Source organism: Marinomonas sp. CT5, assembly GCF_018336975.1.
In the GTDB taxonomy this organism is placed as follows: Bacteria; Pseudomonadota; Gammaproteobacteria; order Pseudomonadales; family Marinomonadaceae; genus Marinomonas.
Genome location: NZ_CP025572.1, coordinates 1,845,075 through 1,868,276 on the forward strand (window position 1 = coordinate 1,845,075; position 23,202 = coordinate 1,868,276).

Annotated in this window: 21 protein-coding genes; 5 read left to right on the forward strand and 16 right to left on the reverse strand. The window is 44.9% G+C overall.

Annotated elements, in window-relative coordinates; translation table 11 throughout:
• Positions 1 to 103: 103 nt before the first annotated feature.
• The 9 genes from C0J08_RS08605 to uraH form a co-directional block, all read right to left on the reverse strand.
• Complete coding sequence (locus C0J08_RS08605) at positions 104 to 1,087, reverse strand: aldose epimerase family protein (protein WP_212655734.1); 984 nt, start codon at positions 1,085 to 1,087, stop codon at positions 104 to 106.
• A gap of 63 nt (positions 1,088 to 1,150) precedes the next feature.
• Complete coding sequence (locus C0J08_RS08610) at positions 1,151 to 2,452, reverse strand: extracellular solute-binding protein (protein ID WP_212655735.1); 1,302 nt, start codon at positions 2,450 to 2,452, stop codon at positions 1,151 to 1,153.
• Between the two features lie 77 nt (positions 2,453 to 2,529).
• A complete protein-coding gene (locus tag C0J08_RS08615; protein WP_212655736.1) occupies positions 2,530 to 3,375 on the reverse strand; it encodes a carbohydrate ABC transporter permease in 846 nt (281 codons plus the stop codon).
• Complete coding sequence (locus C0J08_RS08620; RefSeq protein ID WP_212655737.1) at positions 3,372 to 4,253, reverse strand: carbohydrate ABC transporter permease; 882 nt, start codon at positions 4,251 to 4,253, stop codon at positions 3,372 to 3,374. Before C0J08_RS08620 ends, C0J08_RS08615 begins: the two co-directional genes overlap by 4 nt.
• 1 nt (position 4,254) lies before the next feature.
• The gene (locus C0J08_RS08625) at positions 4,255 to 5,355 is read right to left on the reverse strand and encodes an ABC transporter ATP-binding protein (protein ID WP_212655738.1); all 1,101 of its coding nucleotides are present in this window, start codon (positions 5,353 to 5,355) and stop codon (positions 4,255 to 4,257) included.
• 45 nt (positions 5,356 to 5,400) lie between these two features.
• Positions 5,401 to 6,909 carry an arabinosylfuranosidase ArfA gene (gene arfA / locus C0J08_RS08630; RefSeq protein ID WP_212655739.1) on the reverse strand — a complete coding sequence of 503 codons (1,509 nt, stop codon included), beginning with the start codon at positions 6,907 to 6,909 and terminating at the stop codon, positions 5,401 to 5,403.
• 309 nt (positions 6,910 to 7,218) lie between these two features.
• Entirely contained in the window at positions 7,219 to 8,139 is a 921-nt protein-coding gene (locus tag C0J08_RS08635; protein ID WP_212655740.1) for an ArsR/SmtB family transcription factor, read from the reverse strand.
• 136 nt (positions 8,140 to 8,275) lie between these two features.
• A complete protein-coding gene (gene hpxO / locus C0J08_RS08640) occupies positions 8,276 to 9,454 on the reverse strand; it encodes an FAD-dependent urate hydroxylase HpxO (protein ID WP_212655741.1) in 1,179 nt (392 codons plus the stop codon).
• Between the two features lie 287 nt (positions 9,455 to 9,741).
• The gene (uraH, locus tag C0J08_RS08645) at positions 9,742 to 10,101 is read right to left on the reverse strand and encodes a hydroxyisourate hydrolase (protein ID WP_212655742.1); all 360 of its coding nucleotides are present in this window, start codon (positions 10,099 to 10,101) and stop codon (positions 9,742 to 9,744) included.
• A 179-nt stretch (positions 10,102 to 10,280) separates the two neighbouring features.
• Between uraH and uraD the strand changes: the two genes are divergently transcribed.
• A complete protein-coding gene (gene uraD, locus C0J08_RS08650) occupies positions 10,281 to 10,802 on the forward strand; it encodes a 2-oxo-4-hydroxy-4-carboxy-5-ureidoimidazoline decarboxylase (RefSeq protein WP_212655743.1) in 522 nt (173 codons plus the stop codon).
• On the opposite strand, the gene C0J08_RS08655 is transcribed toward uraD, so the two are convergent.
• Positions 10,799 to 11,404, reverse strand: a complete 606-nt coding sequence (locus C0J08_RS08655; RefSeq protein ID WP_249344596.1) for a LysE family translocator — start codon at positions 11,402 to 11,404, stop codon at positions 10,799 to 10,801. The two genes, uraD and C0J08_RS08655, sit on opposite strands and share 4 nt — an antisense overlap.
• Positions 11,405 to 11,516: 112 nt before the next feature.
• Between C0J08_RS08655 and C0J08_RS08660 the strand changes: the two genes are divergently transcribed.
• On the forward strand, positions 11,517 to 12,917 hold the full coding sequence (locus C0J08_RS08660) for an aminotransferase-like domain-containing protein (RefSeq protein ID WP_212655744.1): 1,401 nt from the start codon (positions 11,517 to 11,519) through the stop codon (positions 12,915 to 12,917).
• 63 nt (positions 12,918 to 12,980) lie between these two features.
• On the opposite strand, the gene C0J08_RS08665 is transcribed toward C0J08_RS08660, so the two are convergent.
• The 6 genes from C0J08_RS08665 to C0J08_RS08690 form a co-directional block, all read right to left on the reverse strand.
• The gene (locus C0J08_RS08665) at positions 12,981 to 13,967 is read right to left on the reverse strand and encodes an isopenicillin N synthase family dioxygenase (RefSeq protein WP_212655745.1); all 987 of its coding nucleotides are present in this window, start codon (positions 13,965 to 13,967) and stop codon (positions 12,981 to 12,983) included.
• A 142-nt stretch (positions 13,968 to 14,109) separates the two neighbouring features.
• Positions 14,110 to 14,586, reverse strand: a complete 477-nt coding sequence (locus tag C0J08_RS08670) for a nucleoside deaminase (RefSeq protein WP_212655746.1) — start codon at positions 14,584 to 14,586, stop codon at positions 14,110 to 14,112.
• Between the two features lie 53 nt (positions 14,587 to 14,639).
• Entirely contained in the window at positions 14,640 to 15,431 is a 792-nt protein-coding gene (locus C0J08_RS08675) for an ABC transporter permease (RefSeq protein ID WP_212655747.1), read from the reverse strand.
• Positions 15,409 to 16,200, reverse strand: coding sequence for an ABC transporter ATP-binding protein (locus tag C0J08_RS08680; RefSeq protein WP_212655748.1), 792 nt, complete (start codon positions 16,198 to 16,200; stop codon positions 15,409 to 15,411). The genes C0J08_RS08675 and C0J08_RS08680 overlap by 23 nt, the downstream gene beginning before the upstream one ends.
• Before the next feature lie 4 nt (positions 16,201 to 16,204).
• Positions 16,205 to 17,200 carry an ABC transporter substrate-binding protein gene (locus C0J08_RS08685; RefSeq protein ID WP_212655749.1) on the reverse strand — a complete coding sequence of 332 codons (996 nt, stop codon included), beginning with the start codon at positions 17,198 to 17,200 and terminating at the stop codon, positions 16,205 to 16,207.
• A 319-nt stretch (positions 17,201 to 17,519) separates the two neighbouring features.
• A complete protein-coding gene (locus C0J08_RS08690) occupies positions 17,520 to 17,999 on the reverse strand; it encodes a DUF2127 domain-containing protein (protein ID WP_212655750.1) in 480 nt (159 codons plus the stop codon).
• Positions 18,000 to 18,453: 454 nt separating this feature from the next.
• On the opposite strand from C0J08_RS08690, the gene xdhA reads away from it, so the two are divergent.
• Genes xdhA through xdhC form a run of 3 tightly spaced genes read left to right on the forward strand, consistent with a single transcriptional unit; the run spans position 18,454 to position 23,136 of the window.
• Complete coding sequence (gene xdhA, locus C0J08_RS08695; protein WP_212655751.1) at positions 18,454 to 19,953, forward strand: xanthine dehydrogenase small subunit; 1,500 nt, start codon at positions 18,454 to 18,456, stop codon at positions 19,951 to 19,953.
• A complete protein-coding gene (gene xdhB, locus C0J08_RS08700) occupies positions 19,946 to 22,285 on the forward strand; it encodes a xanthine dehydrogenase molybdopterin binding subunit (RefSeq protein WP_212655752.1) in 2,340 nt (779 codons plus the stop codon). The genes xdhA and xdhB overlap by 8 nt, the downstream gene beginning before the upstream one ends.
• Positions 22,282 to 23,136 carry a xanthine dehydrogenase accessory protein XdhC gene (gene xdhC, locus C0J08_RS08705; RefSeq protein WP_212655753.1) on the forward strand — a complete coding sequence of 285 codons (855 nt, stop codon included), beginning with the start codon at positions 22,282 to 22,284 and terminating at the stop codon, positions 23,134 to 23,136. The genes xdhB and xdhC overlap by 4 nt, the downstream gene beginning before the upstream one ends.
• The last annotated feature ends 66 nt before the right edge of the window (positions 23,137 to 23,202 follow it).

Here is a 23,202-nt window from a genome sequence, read left to right on the forward strand (position 1 = left end):
TGCATTTTAGCCAGTATTTTAAACAACAACGCCAGAACGGTAATAGGTTCTGGCGTTGTTGTTTTTAGCTTTTGTTTTTAAGGTTTCGCTCTTATGTCTTTCATTAAATAAATTCATACCGAGTGATTTGCTGGTAGGTCTCTTCGGGGGCTAATAATATTGGCGGAAAATGAGGCTGGTTTATTGCATCTGGCCAATGTTGGGCTTCGAGAGCAAGACCCGCGTAAGCTTCTAATGCACCTTGGTTAATATTAGATTCGGGTTCCAATTGAATATGACGACCGTCATAGACCTGTAGTCCCGGTTCGGTTGTTTGATAATGTAGTGTGAGTCCAGTGATAGGGGCTTTCAGTGTGGCGACCGTTTGTAGAGGTCGATGACTGATAAGAGAAAGACAAAAGTTTGTATCCAACCCCGGATAATCATCACGACCTATGGTTCTAAGCTCATGAAAATCAAAGGCACTGCCAGCGGTCTGAGTCACTTCACCGGTTGGGATAAGGCCATCATCCACAGGTAAATAATGGTCTGCTTGGATGCTCAGTTGATGATCCAGAATCGAGCCTTGACCATCAAGGTTTATATAACTGTGGCCAGCGAAGTTACAAATGGTCAGTTGATCGGTCGTCGCAGTGATTTCCATTTCTAATGCGCTGTCTATTAAGCGATAAAAAACATTCACTTCCATGTTTCCTGGGTAGCCCATTTCACCATCGGCTAGAGTGGTTTGTAATTGAACCATGTCATTCGTTTGCTTGATGATAGACCAGTTTTTGCTGCCGGTACCATTTGGCCCACCGTGCAAATGATGAGCTTCAGGTATGGTTGGCGGTAATTGGTAAGTTTTTCCACCTATGACTGCATGACCTTTATTGGTTCGATTAGCAACGCGCCCAACCACAGCACCAAAGTATTTTGCCCCTTGAAGGTAGTCGCTTAGTTTTGGAGACCCTAAAAACAGTGAGTGCTCATAGCCATTTAAGTAAACGGATTGAATCGTCGCGCCCAATGTCAAAATAGACACTTTAAGGTGTGTGTTTTGCAGAGTAATCGATTGTACTTGGTTTAAATCTGGTGCGAGGTTCACGAAAGTATCCTTTTCAAATAAAAGGGGGCCAAAGCCCCCAGAAAGCTTAGCTGCATAAATAAATTAGATATTGTCTAGTAAGTCATTAATACGATATTGCGCTGTTTCTAACGCATCGTCTATCGATTTGTCGCCATTAACCGCAGAGCTTAACTCTTCACCAAGAATATCTTGAATGGCAAATTGTCTTAACACGGCTGAAGGCAAAGCTTGACCTGTTTTGGCAATTTTAGCGATATCACTACGATGAGGAAGTGATTTGAATTTCTCGCTATTGATGACGGCTTTTACGACGGGTAAGTGACCCGTTCTTGCCCATTGATAGTTATTGTCATAAAAGAATTTGAACAATTTACCAATGGCGGCCATTTTTTCATCACTACGCTTGCCACGAGGAACAGCCCAACCATGCCCATCTGTATAGGTTACATCTTTCTTATCAAAGAACTGCGGGATAGGATACACACTGTAACCCCCTGACAAGGCATTATTACTCTCTTTGGATTGGTTATCATATGACCCAATTAACCATGTTCCATTGACAGAAATACCGGCGTCACCACTGGAAAAACCTGAAACGGCGGCGGCATAGTCCAGATTTTTTGCGGTGACATCTAACATATCTTTCATGAAGGTGAGTGTTTTCTTGGCGTCTTCGCCTGTTAAGTCAATTTGTTTAGGGTCATCAAAAAAAGCGCTGTTCTGTTGCATCATCAAGGTATAAAACATGCGTGCAAAGCTGGCGGTTTCATTAGCTGATACCTGAATTAGATAGGGTTTCCCTGTGGCTTCTTGAAACTGTTTGCCTTGAGAAAATAGTTCTTCACGGCTGGTTGGTAAAATAGGCGTGCCATCTTTTTTGAGTAACCCTGCTTGCTTCATAAGGTTGTTGTTTACATGAAACAACATGGTCCAGTTATCAAAGGGTAGAGCGTATATGCCATCTTCTTTGGTGACACTGGAAATGCCTGCTTCTGTAAAGTCATTAGGCTTGATGTTCTGATCTTTTAAAAGCTTATCGAGGGGAACTAACAAACCACGAGATTGATAATCTGAAATGGCCGAGTAATGCATAGAAACAACATCTGGTGCAGACCGTGAGGCCAGTTGGGCATTAAGTTGATCATAGCCTGGCCATTCGACTGTGGTGACGTTTACGTCAATATCTGGGTTGTCTGCCTCGAACTTGTTAACCAACGAGGTAATGATGCCGCATTCGCCAACTGCTGAAGACACATCTGTGTTATTGCCATATTCGGCTTCACACGCACCAAAGAAACGCTGTAGTTCGATCGTAGTAGCGTTGGCAAGCGGTGATAATGCCAAAAGACCTGCTGTTGCAGTTCCGAGAAGTAACTGTTTCATTATTTTTCTCCTTGTTCGTTTTTATTTTTGTTTTCTATCTCGTTTTATTCTTACGCTTATTAATAATTCAACGAATGCTATTTGACGGCTCCTCCTGAGACCGCAGTGACAATGTGACGCTGAAAAAAGATGTACACGATAAGTACTGGTAAAGACGCGAAGACCGCTTGCGCGCCTAAAAAGCCTAAACCTTCAGATTGCGCAAAGTTGGATTGTGAGGACGCAATGCCAATCGTTAGGGTGTACATATCGGCTTTCGTCGCCGAGATCAGCGGCCACCAATAATCGTTCCACGCTTGCAAGAAAGTGAAGATGCCCAAGGTCGCCTGCGCAGGCAAAGTGAGAGGTAACAAGACTTTCCAAAAAATGCGGAAGGTCGAGGTATTGTCCAGCATGGCGGCTTCATCGATTTCTTTGGGAATGGCACGGAAAAACTGTGTCATGAGAAATACCCCAAACGCCGAGGATAAATTGGGCAAAATCAAACCAATGTGCGTGTTATGCAAGTCAAACCAGTTGAACATTTGATGACGGGCAATGATCACCGCTTGTTCTGGTACAGCGAGGCCAAACAACACAATGATGAAAAGCGTTTTGCGAAAGGGAAACTCAAGCCTAGCAAAGGCATACCCTGCAAGTGACGACAGCAACAAGACCCCAAAGGTTTGACCAACCGCCACAATCATGGAATTCATAAACCAACCAAATACGCTGGAGGATTCGAGAATATTGGCATAATTGACCAAGGTATAAGGCATATTAAACACCGCCTCAGTACCTCTGAGTAATTCCCCATTGTCTTTCAATGAGAGGCCGACTATCCAAGCTACGGGAGCCATCATGATCACACCCAGAGCCGCGGCAATCCAAAACAGACGACGGTTGCTGGTCAAATGTTCAGGTGAATACTTCATCGTTTTCATGTGTCTGACCCCTCTTTACGAGTGCTGATCCAATACTGCAACATGGCGGCGCAAAGAATGATTAAGAACAGAATTTGTGATGCCGCTGCCCCCATACCAATATCCCAGCGTAAGAAACCAACTTCATATATGTACATGACAATTGGCCGAGATGAGCCAGCGGGACCGCCATTGGTCATAAGTTGGGCTTGCCCAAATAACTGAAACTGCATCACTACCTGAATGACAGCCACGAGCATAATGGTGGATTTAATAGATGGTAGAGTGATGCGAGTTAACACTCGCCAACGAGAGGCATTGTCAAGCGCGGCGGCTTCGTATAGATCCTTGGGTATTTGTTGTAAGGCCGCTAAAAAAAGCATCATGGGTAAGCCGATACACCACCAAACGGTTGCGACGCCCACCGAGAAAAGAGACCAGCCTTTGGTCGATAGGAAGCCAATGGGCTCCCAGCCAAAGAACTCAAATATCAATGACATCAAGCCATCATTCGGGATGAAAACAATCCGCCAGATTAAGGTCACGATAGTGACGGACAAAATAGAAGACGCGAAAAACAACCCTCTAAGAAAGGAAGAACCTTTGCTGGTTTTGTTGAGTGCTAAGGCTAAAAATAATCCGAGTACGACCAAGGTCGGCACGGACACACCAACAAAAATCAGCGTATTTTTAACCGCTTGTGCAAAAATAGGATCGTTAAAAAGTCGCGCGTAGTTTTTGAGACCAATAAAGCGCTCACCGCCAAACAGGTCAACTTTATTAAGAGAAAGCCAAATTCCCCAACCCAGTGGAAACACCAACAAAGTGACGAAAAAGCTCAGGTATGGCACGACAAACAAGCTGTTTGACCAACGGGAACGACGATAACTTTCTGCCATGTTACACCTCCTTTTGACCGTGATAGGCCAAGCCATTACCGTCAAAAATGTGCGTGGCGTTAGAAGACAGGGCAATTCGAATGGTATCGCCAGCCTTAGCTTTTGAGCGACCAGAGTCTTCTGCAATAAGTTCTGTTCCATTGGCCAAAGTGCCATAAAGCAAGGTTCTATCACCTAGGCGTTCCACCACTTTGATGGTCAAGTCGAGACCATTTTCCGTTGCTGCAACCACTTGTGTGTCTTCTGCTCGAACCCCAAGAACCGCTCCTTTTGGGTTAAAGTCATCTGGTAGTGTTACGCTGGTGGCTATTTTTCCGACCTGGTCTACCTCTACGCAAACGCCTTCGGCAGCAGGAGTAATCGCGCTAATGGGAAGCATCGACATGGCGGGAGAACCAACAAATTCGGCAACAAAACGGCTCACCGGATATTGGTAAATCTCCATCGGCGTGCCGATTTGCTCTATTTTTTGGTTATGCATGATGACGATGCGATCGGCTAGGGTCATGGCCTCCACTTGATCATGGGTAACAAAGATCATGGTCGATCCAAGGCGCTGGTGGAGTTGAGCCAATTCCAAACGGGTTCGGCCACGTAATGCCGCATCTAAATTGGATAGAGGTTCATCAAACAAGAAGGCTTTGGGTTCTTTGACAATGGCACGACCGATGGCCACACGCTGTCGTTGGCCACCTGATAATCGTCCGGGTTTGCGATCCAGCAGGTGATCAATTTCGAGGATTTTGGCCGCGTCATTCACGCGACGGTCAATGTCATCTTGTGCGACTTTGATGTTTTCCAGACCAAACGCCATGTTTTGGCGAGTGGTCATATGAGGGTAGAGCGCGTAGGACTGAAACACCATGGCAACGCCACGTTGACCTGGCGGCAAGGTATCAATGCGTTCATGGCCAATTTCGATGGTGCCTTCGGTAATGGATTCCAACCCAGCAATCATGCGCAAAAGGGTAGATTTACCGCAACCGGATGGGCCAAGAAAGACAACAAATTCACCATCTTCAATGTGCAAGTTGATGTCGTCTAATACGTTAACACTGTCATATCGCTTTGTTATATTTTTTATAGAGATAGATGCAGACATAGTTTCCTCACTCAGCAATGTTAAAACGGATAACTGTTGGGGGAATTAACCCCCAATACGAATCATGCGATAGCTCATAGGAGCAATGCTTGCTGTGAGTTGCTGTTGTGACACTGATGCACCTTGTCCATCTTTGGGGACTACTTGCTCTGCATCTGGACCATTTTTAGCGTCAAGTGCGTGGCCTGCCATCTCTTTATCCATAATGATGTTGTTATGGGTAAAACCTTGCAGAGAGAGTGCTAATTCAATGTTTTCATCAGGGTGACGGTTAACGATAAAGAAGGTCAGTGCGCCATCTTTATCGGATTCCACCGCAGAAATATCCAAATAGGAGACATCTTCAGCAAATTCGGTCGTGTAGCCTTGGCATTGCACCGCAAGGTTAAGGGCGGTGCCACGCCCGTATTGGGATGCAAATAGGTAAGGGTAGTAAGTTGACTGACGCCAAGCTGGGCCGTCTTTGACCGTCATAATCGGGGCGATTACATTGACCAACTGCGCTAAACAGCCAATTTTCACCACATCACTGTGGCGAATAAAGGTATTTAAAATACAGCCCACTTGTAGAGTGTCGGCAAAGTCGTAAATGTCTTCGAGTAGGGCCGGTGCATGAGGCCAACCATCATTGCCTTCGAGAATTTTTTTATCTTGTTCGTTGGAGTGATACCAGACATTCCATTCATCGAAGGAAATATACACATCGTGATTGGAGCGCTTTTTGGCTTTGGTTGCTTTAATAACCGCAGCGATGGTCTCGATATAGTTATCGAGCAAACTGGCTTTGGCTAGGTAATTCGCTGTATTTTTTTCATGGTTGTCGAAATACATGTGCAGCGAGATGTAGTCGACAGTATCGTAAGTGTAATCCAGCACCGTGCTTTCCCATTCAGGGTAAGTCGGCATTTTGGGAGAAGACGAACCACAGACAACCAGCTCGATGTTTTTGTCGAAAGCTCGCATGGCTTTAGCGGTTTCAAACGCGACTCGACCATATTCCGCTGCGGTTTTCTGTCCGATTTGCCAAGGGCCATCCATTTCATTACCCAGACACCAAAGCTTCACATCCCAAGGCTTTTCTCGGCCATTCTGTTTGCGAAGGTCAGACCAATAAGAGCCGCCAGGGTGATTTACATACTCAAGGAAAGCGCGTGCTTCATCCAAACCTCGGGAACCAAGGTTAACGGCGAGCATCATTTCTGTGCCTGCTTGTTCAGCCCACTCTGCGAATTCGTGAATACCAATTTCATTGCTTTCTGAAGTGTGCCAAGCAAGATCAAGGCGAGTAGGACGGTTCTCTTTTGGCCCAATGCCATCTTCCCAATTGTAGGCGGATACAAAATTGCCACCAGGGTAGCGAGTAACAGGAACATCAATGTCTTTAATGAGTTCGATAACATCTTGGCGAAAACCGTTTTTATCCGCCGTTGCGTGACTTGGTTCGTAAATGCCGCTGTAAACAGCTCGTCCCAGATGTTCGATGAATGAGCCGTATAGGCGGGGATCAATTTTGGCGATCACATAGTCTTTGTGTGCAGTCACGGTGGCTCGCATGGAAACTCCTTTTTTCTTATCTTTATTTTTAGAGGTTTAAGATTTTATTAAGTATTTTGATTTTTGTTATTTATCGGATATTTGGATATTAAAATCATGTTTAGCCTAAGGTCAATCAATAAGACGTTTATTTTTTGCTCAATGAAATACCAAAATTGGTATGAATCAGCGTGATATGATGCGAAAAAAGAAAGATGGAAATCGTTAGCGAGTCTCTAAGCTATTAAAACTTATATAATTTATTGAGCTTTTGGGCGAGAGGACTCAACAACAGAAAGTCTACATCAGAAAACAGGATGTTGTGTGAGATTAAGATTGAAGGCGTAATACGATATCTTGATCGTAATTACCGAACTGCTTACCAAAAATATTGATACCACCAGGGTGTTCTGCGTCATTGGGAACTGAGATTCGCACGCGAATGGATCTATGTTCTTCTAGTGCGAGATCTTTTAAAGAGACGTTAGAAACTCTTATACCATCAACGTAAGTGCCGTCTTCTGTGACGCGAAAGCTTTTTAAGTGGCCATATTGGCTGCCTGCTAATTTCCACCAGTCGGGGGTGAATTTACCACGATGATCGCCATAGTCCCCTGGCGCTGTCCAGATGGCAACAGTGATACCATTGATGGACACATGGATATCAGAAGGCCAGTTTTCTGAGGTGCCCGGCACTTCTGAGGACAGTTCCATTATAAGGTCTAGTTCCTTCACTGTTTGACCGGCAATGCGTGCATTGTTAGGGAATTGGTATTCCACATAGCCCTTGGTGAACCACAATAAGCCAGCGCGCATGCGGTCGGGAGACAGATAGGTATCTGGACTATCAAGAAAACCCACTATGCCTGTCTCTGAGCACAAACCACATGGGGCCATGACATCAAATTCAGAATACAAGCCAACCGGCATAGCCACTTCGATGACGTTGTTCTGATTTTTTTTGGTATTGCTAAAAGATAAGACGATTTCTTCATGTGTGGCGCGGCAAATTTTTTGGCTGCCTTTGCGGCCTTTTTGACTTTCTGTGGTGATGAGGCCAGCGCTTTCGAGGGAGTTCAAATGGCTAGAGGTAGAGGATTGGGGGAGTTCCAGTAGATCGGCAATGTCATTGACATTCATTGGGCCTTTTTCATGTAGCAAGGCCAATATAGCCAATCGGGCAGGTGCCGCGAGGCTTTTTAGAACGTCCGCGCCATCCTCAGGGGTTAGCAATAAGAACTTTTTACTCATCGTCATCTCCGGCTATTGATGACTTTATATCGAGATTTATGATTCTTATCAAGTTTTAGTTATTGATTGAATGTGAATAAAAGTAAGTCACGACCGCTTTACAAGATGACAAAGCGGTCATGATTGCGATGTTTTTTTAGGCCAGTGGCCCACCTATAATCGTTGTACGCAACCCTGCAATAATATTTTCACCGGTTTCTTGTCTTAGCTCATCGTACCAAGCTTGGGTTTCTTGCATGTCTTTGCCATGGGTTACATCGCAGCGTTTACGAGCTTTTAGTACAAGATCCTTCACGCGAAAGCGGCGTTCTTCTTCGTATTGTTTCAAAGCGGCCAACACTCCAGAAACAGTTTTGTCTTTCTCTTTGAATTGATCAGCAAAGCATTGTCCAAGTACAACCGCATCTTCTAGGGCAGAACAGCCACCTTGACCAATATCGGGTGTGGTACTGTGCGCGGCATCACCAAGCAGGGCTATATTGCCTTTGACCAAGGTATCAAAAGGCTCAATGTCGTGGATTTCAATACGATTGGTGGTTTCTGGATTAATGGCAGCAATCAGTTTTTGGACAGGTTCTGCCCAGCCTTCAAAATAACGCGATAGGTCGGACACCAGGGTACTTCTGTCTTCGGCTAGACCTTTTGGTAACGGTACATCAAAGAAGAAGTAAAAACGGCCGCCAGCAATGGGCATAATGGAAACGCGTTTGCCTTCACCAACAAAGGTGGTCCACTGGTCACCAGGCGCAAGGCTTTCATCGATGTCGACTAAACCATTCCAGTTAACATAACCTGCATAGCGGCGCTCGGTTTGATAACCAATCACATCGGCACGTACAATGGAGTGAGTGCCATCCGCTGCTATCATAAAATCCCCTGTGGCAGTGGTTCCATCAGTAAAGTAGGCAGTCACTTCCGTGTCGCTTTGTTCAACTTTTTCAATACGCTTGTTAAATTGAATCTGGTCCTGTCCCCACCATTCAATCATTTGGCTTTGTAGGTCGGCACGAGACACTGGGCAAGGGCGTTCGCCGACGGCATCCACGAGTGGAGCAAGGCTAAATTGCGTCATCACACTGCCTGTCATGCCATCGTTGTATGCCATTTTGTGCATAGGGCCACCTAGCTCATCCATGATGCTGCCCATGCCTAAATGGTTCATGCATTTTACACCGTTGGACCAAATAGAGAGCGCGGCACCCACTGGCTTGATCTCTTTAACCGCTTCAAAAATATCGCATTCGATGCCTTGATGTTTGAGTGCGGCAGCAGCAGACATGCCACCGATCCCTGCGCCAATAATAAGTGCTTTCATCTTATTCTCCTTTAATCTTGCGCTGATATGGCGTTGCATAACCGCGCATTTTTAATGTCTCGTTAAAGGAATGAATGGCAATTTGTGTGCCATGAAACAGGTGAGCCTATTAATTTTTTATTGAAACCTTTGTTTTAGAGGGGCGCATTATTCATCGGATTGGGTCAAAGAAGACAAAGGCGAAATTTCTTCTTTGACCGATAGGACAGAAAATGGATTAACTTGGTGCGAGTGAAATGGGATTTGCTTCATTCTGGTTCATATTCAAGCCAGTATAATTGGCAAGATTAACTGCCTCGGTAGGTGCTGTAAGAGTAAGGTGAGACAAGCAAAGGGATATGATAATGGGCGTTTTCGTCATTGATGCCGAAGCGAATAATTACTGTGTTTAAAAAGCTGGGCCCAGATGATTGATTGTTTTCTAGCGTATCAGCAAAGTATTCGTCGATAGCAAATTCCAGCTCATAAATCCCTACAGAAAACTGATCGTCTTGCAGTAAAGGCTGATCACAGCGGCCATCATTGTTGGAAATGGTGCTATGAATAAGTTGTCGCTGGCCATCATTAAGTTGGTAAAGGTGTATTTTTACGCCAGCAGCAGCAATGCCTTTTGTCGTGTCGAGGATGTGGGTAGTGAGGTATCCCATTGTTTTTCCTTACTGTATTTTTTTATGGTGATGTGATCTTGCCTGTTTTTTGCAAGGAGCACAGTAATAAATGAAATGTGTCTGAAAATAGTGTTTCATGGGTATCAATATTTGTGCCATGAGTGTTTTTTACTTGTCAGTATTGTTTTTGTAGAATTGTTGGAATTTGGAGTCTTACCATGCACGACCCGTTAGTTGTTATCAGCCAAATGGAAGAGGCGGATTTTATCGCGTTATTTAGCCGTATTTATGAACATTCTGAATGGGTGGCAGAAGCATTATGGCGTCAAAAATCCCAGAATCCAGAGACCTATCTCGACAGCATCGACAAGATACGATTGGCGATGGCCGATATCGTCGAACAAAGTAGTGATGAGCAAAAGCTGATTTTACTCCGTGCCCACCCAGATTTAGCCGGTAAGGCTGCTCTAGCAGGGCAGTTGACACAAGAGTCCACCTCCGAGCAAGCAGGAGCGGGTCTGGATCAATGCACACCAGAAGAATTAACCCAATTCCTGCAATTGAATGATACCTACCGAGAGAAGTTTGGTTTTCCTTTTATTATGGCCGTGAAAGGCGCCACTAAAGAGCAAATTCTAATGGGCTTCGAAAGCAGAATGCCCAATGACTGGCAAACTGAGTTTGACCGAGCCATGAGCGAAGTTCATAAGATTGCAGGTTTTAGATTATCGGATCTCTAAATAAAGATCATAGGTAAGGTAGTGAGCAGTAACAGCCCCATGGATACGCTAAAGTAGCGGTGAAACTTCGGCTCTTGCAACCTGTTCGAGACTAGCTTACCTATGGTAATCCACATAAATGTGCCGGGTAGCGTCGCAATATTAAACATAATGATGCACAGCACAGCCGATGACCAATAAAGATCCCCTGTTAATGTGAACACAGAACTTGCTGTCATTAGGCTTGCCCACGATTTAGGGTTAATTGCTTGAAATGAGGCGGCTTGTAAAATCCCCATGGGTTGAAGTGCTTTTTTATCAGAGTGTCTTTTGGCAAGCGCAATTTTGATTGCCATGTAAACGATGTAGCTTGCTGCAACAAAAGCGAACACCTTATGTAGATAAGGCCAATGCTTAAACATTTCCCCCAAGCCAAACAAAATCAGTATATGCAGTAGTGTCATGCCAAAGCGAATACCAAGCACGTGAGGTAGTGTTCTTTTAATACCAAAATTGGCCCCTGAATTGGCTAATAGGATGTTATTAGGTCCTGGTGTTATGGTGCTTATTAAGCAAAAAAGAATGAGCGCAGGGGTGATTTCCAATAGGGCATTATTGATCATTTCCATTCCTTTAAAGAAAGTTTTAGATTTAAATTGTATTGATACAATTTATGTTGTATTGTCTTTAATTAGATTTACATAGAATACAATTTTGGGCAATTTATTTATTGTTATGAATACAATTATGGGCATTAGCAAAGATACATTTGATCAAGCTTGTTTGGCGCATCCAAAATACAAGGCATTGGCTCATATAATTGAGCAGGCGATACAATCAGGCGAATTACCTGATAAACAAAAGTTGCCTGCGCAAAGGTTGTTAGCCGACAAACTTGAGATTACTCATGGCACGGTGACCAGAGCGTATGATTTGCTGGAAAAGAAAGGTTTGGTGAACGCAAAGTTGGGAGCAGGCACTTATGTAAATCTTCCAAGCTCCTTTGTGACTAGTGATGTGCCAGCCATTAAGGAATACGATTTTGCCTCCAGTATGCAGCCTATGTTAGGTCAGCAAATGTTGGTGAAAAATGCGCTAAACGAATTGGCGCAAGATCTTATTTCAATAGAAGAGGTGATGACTTATTCGCCAAATGGCTTACGAAAGCATCGGCAAATATTCAGCGATTGGCTTGCTTCTAAGCAGATTCAAATTGATAAAGATGACATTGCTTTCACCCAAGGTGCCCAACAAGGGATTTATACTTGCCTGCAAATTCTCACCAAAGAAAATGACTACATTCTTCATGAAGAGTTAGCATACCCTGGGGTATTTCGAGCAGCAGAAGCCCGCGGCGTTAATCCGTTAAGTGTGCCGCTAACGGCGGAAGGGTTGGATTTGGTGGTATTAGAAGAATACTGTCAGAAGTTTCGCCCAAAAGTGCTGTACATCACACCTAATATTCAAAATCCGACTAATATTCAGTACTCAGAAACGCAGCTAAGGGCAATAGTTAAGTTAAGTGAGAAATATCAGTTTTATATTATTGAAGATGATGTGAATTATTGCCTACCAGAAAATTGGAAAGTGCCGTTACAGCAGCAAGCCCCAGATCGAATATTCTATCTTTCCAGTCTCTCTAAATATGTGGCGGGTGGTTTAAGAATTGCTTTTTGTTTGGTTCCTAAACAATGGCAACAAGCCTTTAATATGAGCATTCATAGTCAGTGTTGGATGGTATCGACACTAAACTTCGAATTGGCCACTCGTTTCTTAAGAAGTGAAAATTTTCAACATAATCAGTCCCTTCTAGAAGGTGAGATGCGTTATCGGCAAGACGCTTTTCATGCACTGGTTGAAAAGCATGGTTTGCGCTCTCGGACTGGCGGTTTGAATGCTTGGTTGACGTTACCAAGTCATATTAATGTGAACCAACTGAATAATTTTTTTGCATCAAAAAATATCAAAGTCAGAACCGCCGATTTGTTTCGTTGTCCTACTGCGTCCTTACCTTCGGTTAATTCTTTTAGAGTGTCTTTAGGTGGCTTTAATTCAAGAGTTGATTTTGAAAATGCGCTTTCTGAGTTTGAAAATGCCTTAATACAATTCAACAGCCAAGAAGATATTGTTATTTGATATTTTGAATCAAACCTTATTTAAAAAGGCCATCATAGGGATTTTATGATGGCCTCTTGGCGGTTATTTATCTACAAAATTAGCCTGAATACGTTGGGTCAAAAAGTCTGCTGCACTGATGGGTTGGTAGCGTTTGGCTGGGCCTTGGATGATCTGCGTTTTATTGGCTTGGCAAAAGAAGGCAATAGAATGGCGACTGCCGCAGTATTCATTGATACGTGGCAAGCGAACCCTATGTAGGTTGGATTTAAGCTGGTCATCACTCCATCGCATCAACATATCACCAATGTTACAGGTGATCACATTGGCAATGGGTGGAATGCTGGTCCAGCGTTGCGTATCGGCTTCTGCTCCTGGGCAAACTTGTAAGCCGCCATGGCCTTCGTGTTGGAACAATAGCGTTAAACAATCGAAATCGGTATGAGCACCAGCGCGCCAAATATTACCTTGCTCATTGACGCCCTCTGTTGGGTAATAGTGCAGTAAGCGTAATGTGCTTTGGTAGTCGGTTTGGTTTGGGTCGTGTGCTTGGGTAAAAAAGTCTCTAGCAAAGCCAAGTTTGTCTGTAAAACAGGATAGGACTTTCATGCCCACTTCCCAGCATTGTTTTTCAAAGCGTAGAGTGTTGGCTTGAAAGTTTGGCAACTCGTCTTCAGTCGGCCACAAATTATCCATGTGGTATTGGGTAATCTGATAAGATTCTTTTTGGTCTTTGGTGCCAGTAGAAGGGCGGATTTGACTGCGACTTTCCCATCCTGCATTGACGCTTTTGGGGCGAGGATATTGGCTCTTGATGCTTTCTGGTAGGTTAAAGAAACGCTCTGATTCTTTGAAGGCGGCGTCTATATCTTGCGGATCTATGCCGTGATTACTTAATTGGAAAAAGCCGATTTGCGTGGCCGCTAGCCAAAGTTGTTCGGTGATTTCTTCTCGACGATTTTCAAAATCGCTCATATCTATGATGCGAATTTCTCGGTCGTTGGTGTCTTCCCCTTTACCACCAAAAGTGGTTTCGCGTTGTAGTTCTTCAAGTGAATATGAATGTGTCATGGTTTTCTCCCATTCTCCTAGGTTGAAAATAACTAGGCGTTTTGCCTAGTGGAAAATGGAGCAATGACCTGATGCATTTCTTTTGAAAAACATCTGACTGCTTCTACTCCGGTTATTGCTATTGATTGGTTAACGCTTTTATTTACCAAACCCCCTCATGCAATTTTGCGGCCTCTTCTTCAAGGCAAGGCCCAATGACTTCAACTTGTCGTTGGCCTGATTCAAAGACGGTTCGACAAGGTAACGCCAAGGTTGGGTTTTCTGGGTGATTGCCCGTGATTTGTTTTAAGCTGTCTTCGCTTAGCCCGTATACCAGACGCCCAAGTCCCGCCCAATAAGCTGAGCCTGCGCACATCGCACAGGGTTCTGCGGAAACATACATGGTGCATTTTACGAGAAAATCAGGGCGATACGCTTTGCTTGCGCGCGTCATTAACTTGCGCTCTGCATGGCCTGTCATATCGAAATCAGGCAAGTAGCCGTTGACTTGGGTCATCAGTACATTGTCTTTATCGTCTACCAAAATCGCCGCAAAGGGATGAATACCTTGTTGTTTGGCTTCCTCGGCAAGCGCAAAGCTTTGGCGTAAAAAATCGGTGTCTTTAGTGTTTAATGTCATATCTGTCTCTATAGTTGAGGTTCTTACGATGTCATGAGCGCAATAATCGCAAACTATTTCTTCTTAGGAAGGCTCCACGGAAACCACCACGCCTGAATCCATTGAATCGATTTAAACAGCAATAAACTGATAATCGACAAGAAAATAAGTCCAGCAAAAGCTTGTGGAATTTTAAAGAAAGACGTGGAGAACTGAATGAAATAGCCCAACCCTTCCTCTGCGGCGACAAATTCCGCTACCACAGCACCAATGATGGCTAAAGTGATGGATACTCGAAGGCCACTAAAAATATGAGGGATCGCATAAGGAATGCGAATCTGCCAAGTTTCTCGGTAGCGTGGAGCGCGTAAAGATTGGCTCAGTTCGATCATTTCGGGTGGGGTTTCTAACATGCCCGTTGTGGTGGATACCACCAGAGGAAAGAAGGTGATCAAGCAGGTGATTAGCACGCGAGATGGATCTTCTGTGCCCAGCAAGACAATGATCAAAGGCGCAACGGCCACCACTGGCGTCGATTGAATCACGATCAAAGCGGGATAAAGAACACGGTTCATCAATTCGGAACGCATCATGCCAATAGACAAGGGAATCGCAATGAGAATAGACAGAGCAAAGCCCATTAGCGCAACCCGTAACGTGGCCCAAAGGTGTGTTAGCCAGCGAGAAAATTCCACATCAAAAAACGCCATAAATATCGCGGATGGAGAGGGCAGAATGTAATTTGGCACATTGCCCGCGCGACAGATTAATTCCCACACCAGCACAAGACCGATAAAGAACAAACCCGGAGCGAAGCGATTGGCCTGTTGAGTAAGCCAAGATTTAGGCTGGTACGTTGGGTTCATAAATATAGCCTCTAATTAAATCGGTTAGCTCTGCAAAGCGAGGGGAGTTAATGGTTTTGGAAGAACGTGGGCGTGGTAAATCCACCTCGATCAAATCTAAAACCGTGCCGGGACGTTTGCTCATGACCAAAATACGGTCAGATAACAACACGGCTTCGCTGATTGAGTGAGTGATAAACAACACGGTTTTTGGGTTCTTTTTCCAAATATCGAGCAAGTCAAAACCGATTTGCTCTCGTGTTAAGGCATCCAGCGCCGAAAATGGCTCATCCATCAAAAGAATGTCTGGGTTGAGCAAGAGCGCGCGAACAATGCCAACGCGTTGTTGCATACCACCAGATAATTCGTCTGGCATCTTGTCGGCAAACTGAGTAAGACCAGCCATTTCTAACAACTCGTTGGCGCGTTTTTCATCGCTGGCGGAGTAGCTGCCGTATTTGTGTTTGAGCGGAAACAACACGTTTTTACGCACTGTTAGCCAAGGCAATAAGTTGGCCTTTTGAAAAACGATGCCCACGTCATCACGAGGTTCCGTTACTGGTAAATTGAATACTGACACTTCACCGTGGGAAGGAATCAATAATCCTGCCACCATGCGTAATAGGGTTGATTTACCGCAGCCAGAAGGCCCTACCACCGCCACGAATTCGTGACGATGAATATCCAGATCTATGTCTTGCACAACCATCGGGGTATCTGGATGTGGGTCATATTTATGACCCACATTTTTCATACTAACGTAAGCTGCTTTAGTATCGCTGTTTTGCATCTTACTACTCCGGTTTGAAACTGCTGTTTACGGCCGTTTTGGGGTCAATAGCGTCTGTGCTTAAACCATTCGCTTCTGCCACGTACTCCCAGGTTTTTTGAATTCGCTCATCGGTGAAATTACCAAAGCCGTCTTGTTTGGTGACATCGTTATAGACCAAGTTGTAAATGCTCTTAATTTGGGCAGAGACAATACTGGCATCCACTTCTGGCACCATTTTATGTAAATCGATCCCAGCTTGGTCGGGATGCGCGTAGGTAAATTTAATGGACTTGGCAAAGGCTTTAATGAAGCGTTTTGCGACGTCTGGACGTTCTTTCAAAAAGCGTTCAGAGGCCAAAACAGATGAGCTATACAGGGATAAACCCGAGTTTGACCAAGGCATTTCGATGAGTTCTTTGCCTGCTCCTTTTGCTTGTGCGTCATAAAGTGCTGTATTGGTAACCCAAGCAATAATGGCATCAGCATTACCCGTGATCATCATGGGAGCCAAGGCACCCGGATCCGATTTCACTAATTTAATATCGCTTTCGCTCAATCCGTTTTGCTTTAAAACCAAAGGTAAAAATGCGTTGGATGAGGTGAAAGGTGAGGTAGCGACTTTTTTGCCTTTCAAATCTTTAATGGACTTAATGCCGCTGCTTTTGAGTACGAAAAAGGCATGTGGCGCTTGGGTGAAATAGGGATAAACGGCGACTACAGGCACATCAGCTTGCGCTTTAGCAGCCATTAACGCACCAATATCCGAGCTGCCAATATCCGATTGCCCTGTTGCCATCTTGGTCAAAGCATCAGTCGATCCACGACCACTGGCAATTTTGACTTCCAAATCTTCGTCAGCAAAGAAACCTTGTTGAATACCAACATAAACTGGCGCTTTATCACCACCCGGTAACCAGTCTAATTGGAAGGTCACCTGATCTGCCGCCATGACAGAAGTGCTTGAGATGATACTGGCTAAAAGAGTCAATCGAATTGCTGTTTTCTTTGCCGCTTTCATAAACATACTCCATACAATTAATAGGGCTTAAAGACTCACTTGTTTCACTGTTTTTTTATTTAGCAACAATCGTTCCATAAACTTTTTAGCGTATTGAAAAATATTTAACTGTTTGAAATATATAAAAATATTTTTTACTCAAGGTTGAAAGTAGCTGATGCTCGCAGCTTTTAGGGGGGAGATGAAACAAAACGGTGCGCTGGAAAATGGTTTTAGGTGCAATACTAGGGGAGAACACTGAAGGTCGTTTGCTGTGTATTGCTACTCTAAGCGGAGGTATTCTAATGAATGGGCTAATTGATGTTAATTAAAGGTAATTTTAGGGGGGCGAAGTGGATGAGGCTTGTTTTTGACGTTTGCTGTAGAGCACGCTTGCCATGTAGCAAACCACGATGACATTAAGCAAAAATACGCAGATAGTTAAAATTTGCGGGTGAAAAATTATTTCGTAGATTTCAAATGGTAAATAGATTGCCCCGCTTAGTAAGGCAAACCATTCAGTCCACACAAACGCTTTCCATAAACCATAGGCTTCAACGAATCGCACCAACGAATAAGCAATAGCGCCCAAAGCGATTAGGGTCATATTGCTGTCTGTAATTGAACTTGCTGCATGGATGAAAACACTTGGGTAGTGGCTCGCTGGATTCAAGTGTGCATGAGAGACGATGGATTCAGCGATTTTTTGTAAGTTCTCTCCTGCTAATACGTGGATTCCAAACCCTACGACAAGAGACATTAAGCCTTTAAATGCTTCTATCAATGCAATGGCTTTTAGCCCATTTTTGGATGATGTCATTTTGATCTCTTAGTTAAGCCTAATAATATATTTTTAGAAGCCAAATACATCGCTTCTGTACGCTTGTCTTTATGAGTTGAGTTCTAATACTGATAGTAAAGCGTATGCTAAGTTATAGCAGTATAAAGACAATAGATTGTTGAAAAATAAATATTATTTACGGTCATTTGAAAAGCGTCTTTGGGTTTCTTTTCATTTAGGTGCTAAGACGGAATAGCTTATGCTTTGTATTAAGGGCCTTTTAAAAAGAACCAACATCGTTTGGCTTGTTGTTTGCTGTTGATCTAAAGCGGGACATCGCTAGGTCGTTTTCTTATGCAAGAAAACAAGAAAAGATCGTCTAGATCGCTTGTTCAGTCTGAATTATTAGTTTTTAATTAAAACTCTGTACGATTGGTCAAGTTTTTGCATTTCAATGACTATGACTCATACCATTTTACATAAGGAGCGCGCTTTGCAATTTATATTAAACGATGAACTCATCGAAGATGATACGCTCCCTAGCGACTTTACGGCTTTACGTTATCTAAGAGAAAAGCGTGGTTTAACAGGGACAAAAGAGGGTTGTGCATCAGGAGATTGTGGTGCGTGTACGCTTCTTATTGGTGCATTGGAAGACGGTAGATTGAGATATTCGACATTAAACTCTTGTATTACACCAATGCAATCCTTGGCAGGTAAACATATAGTCTCGGTTGAATATTTATCTAAAGTAGATGATTTGCACCCAGCCCAGCAAGCCATGGTGGAATCTCATGGTTCTCAGTGCGGTTTTTGCACACCGGGTTTCGTTGTGTCTCTAGCGGGTCTTTATGAGAACAAACAAAGCGATGATCAACCTATAGACCGTGACGCCGTATGTGATGCGATATCGGGTAATTTGTGTCGTTGTACAGGTTATCGACCGATTATTGATGCGGGCTTGTCGATGATTAAGGTGCAAGAATCAAAAGAGACGCCATTCATTGAATTAATGGGCAAGAATGACAAGATCAAAAAACTGCTCGAAAGCCTACAAAGTGAGCCGCACAACAGCAATACCTATTTACAACCCACCGATTTAGAGCAGCTTGCCCAGGCCTTGGTGGCTCACCCGGAAGCGATGTTAATCGCCGGTGGTACGGATTTGATGCTGGAGAATACACAGCGTTATCGTGACTTTGAGACCTTGATCGATGTGTCCTGTGTGTCTGAGTTAAAACATATTCATATCGGTGAGACGGCGTTGAGTATAGGCGCTGCCGTGACTTACAGTGAACTGGAAAGCTTCAGTAAAACACTGTACCCACATATTTATGCGTTACTCAGCCGTATTGCTTCTCGCCAAATTCGTAACCGCGGAACGATAGGCGGCAACATTGCCAATGCCTCCCCGATTGCCGATTTACCGCCATTATTACTGGCGTTTGATGCTGAGATTCAATTACTGAAAAACGACGGTAGTACGCGAGTTGTCAATATCGCCGACTTTTACCAAGGCTACAAACAAACCCAATTAGCGGAAGATGAAATGATCGCTTCGTTCGATTTGCCTCTTGATAAACTCGCGCAATTCCATCGTTTTTATAAAGTCTCCAAACGTATGGAAGATGATATTTCCAGCGTGATGTTAGCAGTTCGATTTGAAGAGAAAGACGGTGTATTAACGGACGTACGTTTAGCCTTTGGTGGCATGGCGGCGACACCGATTCGTGGGATGAAAGCAGAAGCGGCGCTGCAAGGCAAAACGCTTAATGACGAGCAAGCCTTACACCAAGCCATTGCCGCACTGCGCAGCGAACTCACACCGATGAGCGACATGCGAGCGAGTGCTGAGTATCGTCTCGATATGGCTTGTAACCTAGTGCATAAGGCTTGGTTGGAATTAAATGGCACGAATGTGGTGACTTTCTCTGGTCATCCTTTTAATGATGCCTCGCTATCGACAGACATGGAGGCAAGCACTCATGCGTAAACTGCCACACGATTTTAATATCACGACGAAAAACGGTCTGCTACCTGTTCATGAGTCGGCGATCAAACACGTAACTGGCCAAGCGGTTTATATTGATGACATGCCCGAATGGCCAAATGAATTGTTTGTTGCCACGGGGCTTTCTACCGAAGCGCATGCGGACATTGTGTCTATCAATCTAGACAAGGTGCGCGCCTACCCAGGCGTAGTGGATGTGATCGTGCAAGCGGACATTCCCGGTGAAGTAGACGTGTCACCCGTATTAAGCGGTGATCTTTTATTGGCAGGCGATTTCGTACACTTTATCGGGCAAGCGGTTTTTGCCGTGGCGGCCACCAGTTTGCGTGCGGCTAAACAAGCGGTTACTTTGGCGGAAATAGAGTACAAGCCTCGCGAAGCCACCTTGCATCCTCGTCAATCCTTGGAACGCCAAGAGTTTGTGCTGCCCACTCATACCATTAGCTGTGGTGATGCAGAAACAGCGCTTGCCAAAGCACCAAACACACTGAAATCCGATCTGTATATCAAAGGCCAAGAACACTTCTACTTAGAAGGCCAAATCAGTGTCGCTGTGCCAAATGAAGATGGCGGCGTGCAAGTTTACGCATCGTCGCAGCATCCTGCCGAAGTGCAAAAGCTGGTGGCGCGGGTACTTGGTTTGCCAGTGGCGCAAGTGCTGGTTGAAGTGCGCCGTATGGGCGGTGGCTTTGGTGGTAAAGAATCCCAAGCGGCGGTGCTCAGCTGCATGGCTGCGGTGCTAGCGGTGCGAAATGGCTGCCCAGTAAAATACCGTATGCCGCGCCAAGATGACATGGTGCAAACGGGCAAACGCCATGATTTTTGGAACCGCTACCAAGTGGGCTTTTCCAATGAAGGGGAGATACTCGCAGCGGAATACGACATGGTGGGCAAATGTGGCTGTACGGCTGATTTGTCGGACGGTGTTGTGGATCGCGCTATGTTCCATGCGGACAACGCTTACTTCCTGCCAAATGCTCGAATCAGCGGTTATCGAGGTAAAACCCATACGGTTTCCAATACAGCCTTCCGTGGCTTTGGTGGCCCTAAAGGCGTGATCTTAGCGGAAAATGTCATTGAGGAAATCGCCTGCGCCGTTGGTAAAGACGCCTTAGATATTCGTAAGCTGAACTGCTATCAAGGAGAGAAAAACACCACGCCCTACGGACAAAAAATCGAAGACGATGTTCTGCTTAGTCTGATCGAAGAACTAGAACAAAGCTCCGACTATCGTGCTCGTCGAGACGCAATAAAAGCTTTCAACAAGCAAAATCCTTTTGTGAAAAAAGGCTTGGCGCTGACGCCAGTGAAATTTGGTATTTCCTTCACTTCCAAACACCTGAATCAAGGTGGTGCCTTGTTGCATATCTACACGGATGGCAGTGTGCATGTAAGTCATGGTGGAACGGAAATGGGGCAGGGGCTTTATACCAAGGTAGCGCAAATTGTCGCCAAAGCCTTTGGCATCGATTATCAGCGGGTCAATGTTGGATCAACCCGTACCGATAAAGTGCCTAATGCTTCACCAACTGCGGCATCAGCAGGAACCGATTTGAACGGTATGGCGGCTTTGGATGCGGCCATGACGATCAAAACCCGCTTGCAAGAATTTGCCATGGAACATTTCGGCATTGTTGCAGAGGAATTTGCGATTGAGAAGGATCAAGTGATTTTAGGCAGTGAAACTATGAGCTTCCCTGAATTCATTAAATTGGCCTACATGAATCGCGTGTCTTTATCTTCGACTGGTTTCTATAAAACGCCCAAAATCGGTTATGACCGCAAAGCCGCAAAAGGTCGTCCATTCTTGTATTACGCCAATGGTGCGGCGGTTTCTGAAGTGATCGTCGATACTTTCACTGGGGAATACAAAGTTACCCAAGTGGATATTTTGCACGATGTGGGGGATTCGATTAATGCGGATTTGGACATAGGTCAGATCGAAGGCGCGTTTGTACAGGGCATGGGCTGGCTCACCTCGGAAGAACTGAGCTGGGATGAAAAAGGCCGCATCACCACCAACAGCCCAGCCAATTATAAAATCCCAACATCAGCGGATATTCCTGAAAAGTTCACGGTTAACTTGTTTGATCGCCCTAACAGTGAAGAATCGGTATATCGTTCAAAAGCCGTGGGCGAACCACCATTGATGTTAGGCATCTCTGTTTGGTGTGCGCTAAAAGACGCCTGTGCTTCTTTAGCGGATTACACCTTCTCGCCACCATTGGCGGTGCCTGCCACACCAGAAGCCGTGTTTTATGCCATGAAAGCCGCAAAAAACCACATGGCGCAAGCTAAGGACGCAAGCCTATGATGTCTTCCATGAGTTGGGTTCATGCCTTGCAGGAAGTGGAAAAAGCAGGGCAAGCTTGGGTAATCGCCACTGTGATTGGCACCCAAGGTTCTGCTCCACGGGAATCATCCAGCAAGATGATTATTACCGCGGAGCACAGCTTCGATACCATCGGCGGTGGACAGCTGGAATACGCTGTCTGCCAAAAAGCCCGTGCTATGCTGCAAGACACGTCTTCGCCTTCTCATGTTTTGGAAAACTTTCCGCTCGCCGCCAAGACCAATCAATGTTGCGGCGGCGCGGTCAGCGTGTTGCTAGAGTATTTTCCAGAGCCCGCCACTAAGATCACCATTTTTGGGATGGGTCATGTGGCGACCACCTTGGTCAATGTGTTGAGCAACATGCAGGCGAAAATCTCTTGGGTCGACAGCCGCGAAAACCTTGCTCAAGATCACAGCATCAAAGGTTTGCCGAGCAATGTCACGCCTTTCTTGTATGAGTCCATGTTGGAACACATCGACCACATGAGTCACAACGAAATCGCGTTGGTGATGACCCATGACCACGCCTTGGATTATCAATTGGTGGAAGCCTTATTAGACCGAAAAGACTGCCGCTTCATCGGCCTAATCGGCTCGAAAACCAAAGCATTACGCTTCAAAAAACGTCTTGTCAGTGCCTCCTTCAGCCAAGCGGAAATTGACTCAGTGCATTGCCCCGTTGGGCTGGATGAAATCGCCGGCAAGAAACCTTTCGAAATCGCCATCTCCATCGCAGGGCAAATCATCCAAGTGACCCAAACACAAGCGCCCAACAAAAAGGGCAGTGGACTGACTTGGAAAGAAATCAGCAACGCTTTAAGTGAAAGTTGAGCTTTTAGTTACACACTCTATTACGTTATTAAAAAGGGAAGCTTTTTTAAGTAAATTCCCTTTTTA

Excerpts from the sequence above, each read along its gene's own strand:
- C0J08_RS08680 (WP_212655748.1), bottom strand. The coding sequence starts at position 16,200 with ATGCAAAACAGCGATACTAAAGCAGCTTACGTTAGTATGAAAAATGTG.
- C0J08_RS08670 (WP_212655746.1), bottom strand. The coding sequence starts at position 14,586 with ATGACATTAAACACTAAAGACACCGATTTTTTACGCCAAAGCTTTGCG.
- hpxO (WP_212655741.1), bottom strand. The coding sequence starts at position 9,454 with ATGAAAGCACTTATTATTGGCGCAGGGATCGGTGGCATGTCTGCTGCT.
- uraD (WP_212655743.1), top strand. The coding sequence starts at position 10,281 with ATGCACGACCCGTTAGTTGTTATCAGCCAAATGGAAGAGGCGGATTTT.
- uraH (WP_212655742.1), bottom strand. The coding sequence starts at position 10,101 with ATGGGATACCTCACTACCCACATCCTCGACACGACAAAAGGCATTGCT.
- xdhB (WP_212655752.1), top strand. The coding sequence starts at position 19,946 with ATGCGTAAACTGCCACACGATTTTAATATCACGACGAAAAACGGTCTG.
- C0J08_RS08675 (WP_212655747.1), bottom strand. The coding sequence starts at position 15,431 with ATGAACCCAACGTACCAGCCTAAATCTTGGCTTACTCAACAGGCCAAT.
- C0J08_RS08635 (WP_212655740.1), bottom strand. The coding sequence starts at position 8,139 with ATGAGTAAAAAGTTCTTATTGCTAACCCCTGAGGATGGCGCGGACGTT.
- C0J08_RS08685 (WP_212655749.1), bottom strand. The coding sequence starts at position 17,200 with ATGAAAGCGGCAAAGAAAACAGCAATTCGATTGACTCTTTTAGCCAGT.
- C0J08_RS08665 (WP_212655745.1), bottom strand. The coding sequence starts at position 13,967 with ATGACACATTCATATTCACTTGAAGAACTACAACGCGAAACCACTTTT.
- C0J08_RS08690 (WP_212655750.1), bottom strand. The coding sequence starts at position 17,999 with ATGACATCATCCAAAAATGGGCTAAAAGCCATTGCATTGATAGAAGCA.
- C0J08_RS08625 (WP_212655738.1), bottom strand. The coding sequence starts at position 5,355 with ATGTCTGCATCTATCTCTATAAAAAATATAACAAAGCGATATGACAGT.
- C0J08_RS08610 (WP_212655735.1), bottom strand. The coding sequence starts at position 2,452 with ATGAAACAGTTACTTCTCGGAACTGCAACAGCAGGTCTTTTGGCATTA.
- C0J08_RS08660 (WP_212655744.1), top strand. The coding sequence starts at position 11,517 with ATGAATACAATTATGGGCATTAGCAAAGATACATTTGATCAAGCTTGT.
- C0J08_RS08620 (WP_212655737.1), bottom strand. The coding sequence starts at position 4,253 with ATGGCAGAAAGTTATCGTCGTTCCCGTTGGTCAAACAGCTTGTTTGTC.
- arfA (WP_212655739.1), bottom strand. The coding sequence starts at position 6,909 with ATGCGAGCCACCGTGACTGCACACAAAGACTATGTGATCGCCAAAATT.
- C0J08_RS08615 (WP_212655736.1), bottom strand. The coding sequence starts at position 3,375 with ATGAAAACGATGAAGTATTCACCTGAACATTTGACCAGCAACCGTCGT.
- xdhC (WP_212655753.1), top strand. The coding sequence starts at position 22,282 with ATGATGTCTTCCATGAGTTGGGTTCATGCCTTGCAGGAAGTGGAAAAA.
- C0J08_RS08655 (WP_249344596.1), bottom strand. The coding sequence starts at position 11,404 with ATGATCAATAATGCCCTATTGGAAATCACCCCTGCGCTCATTCTTTTT.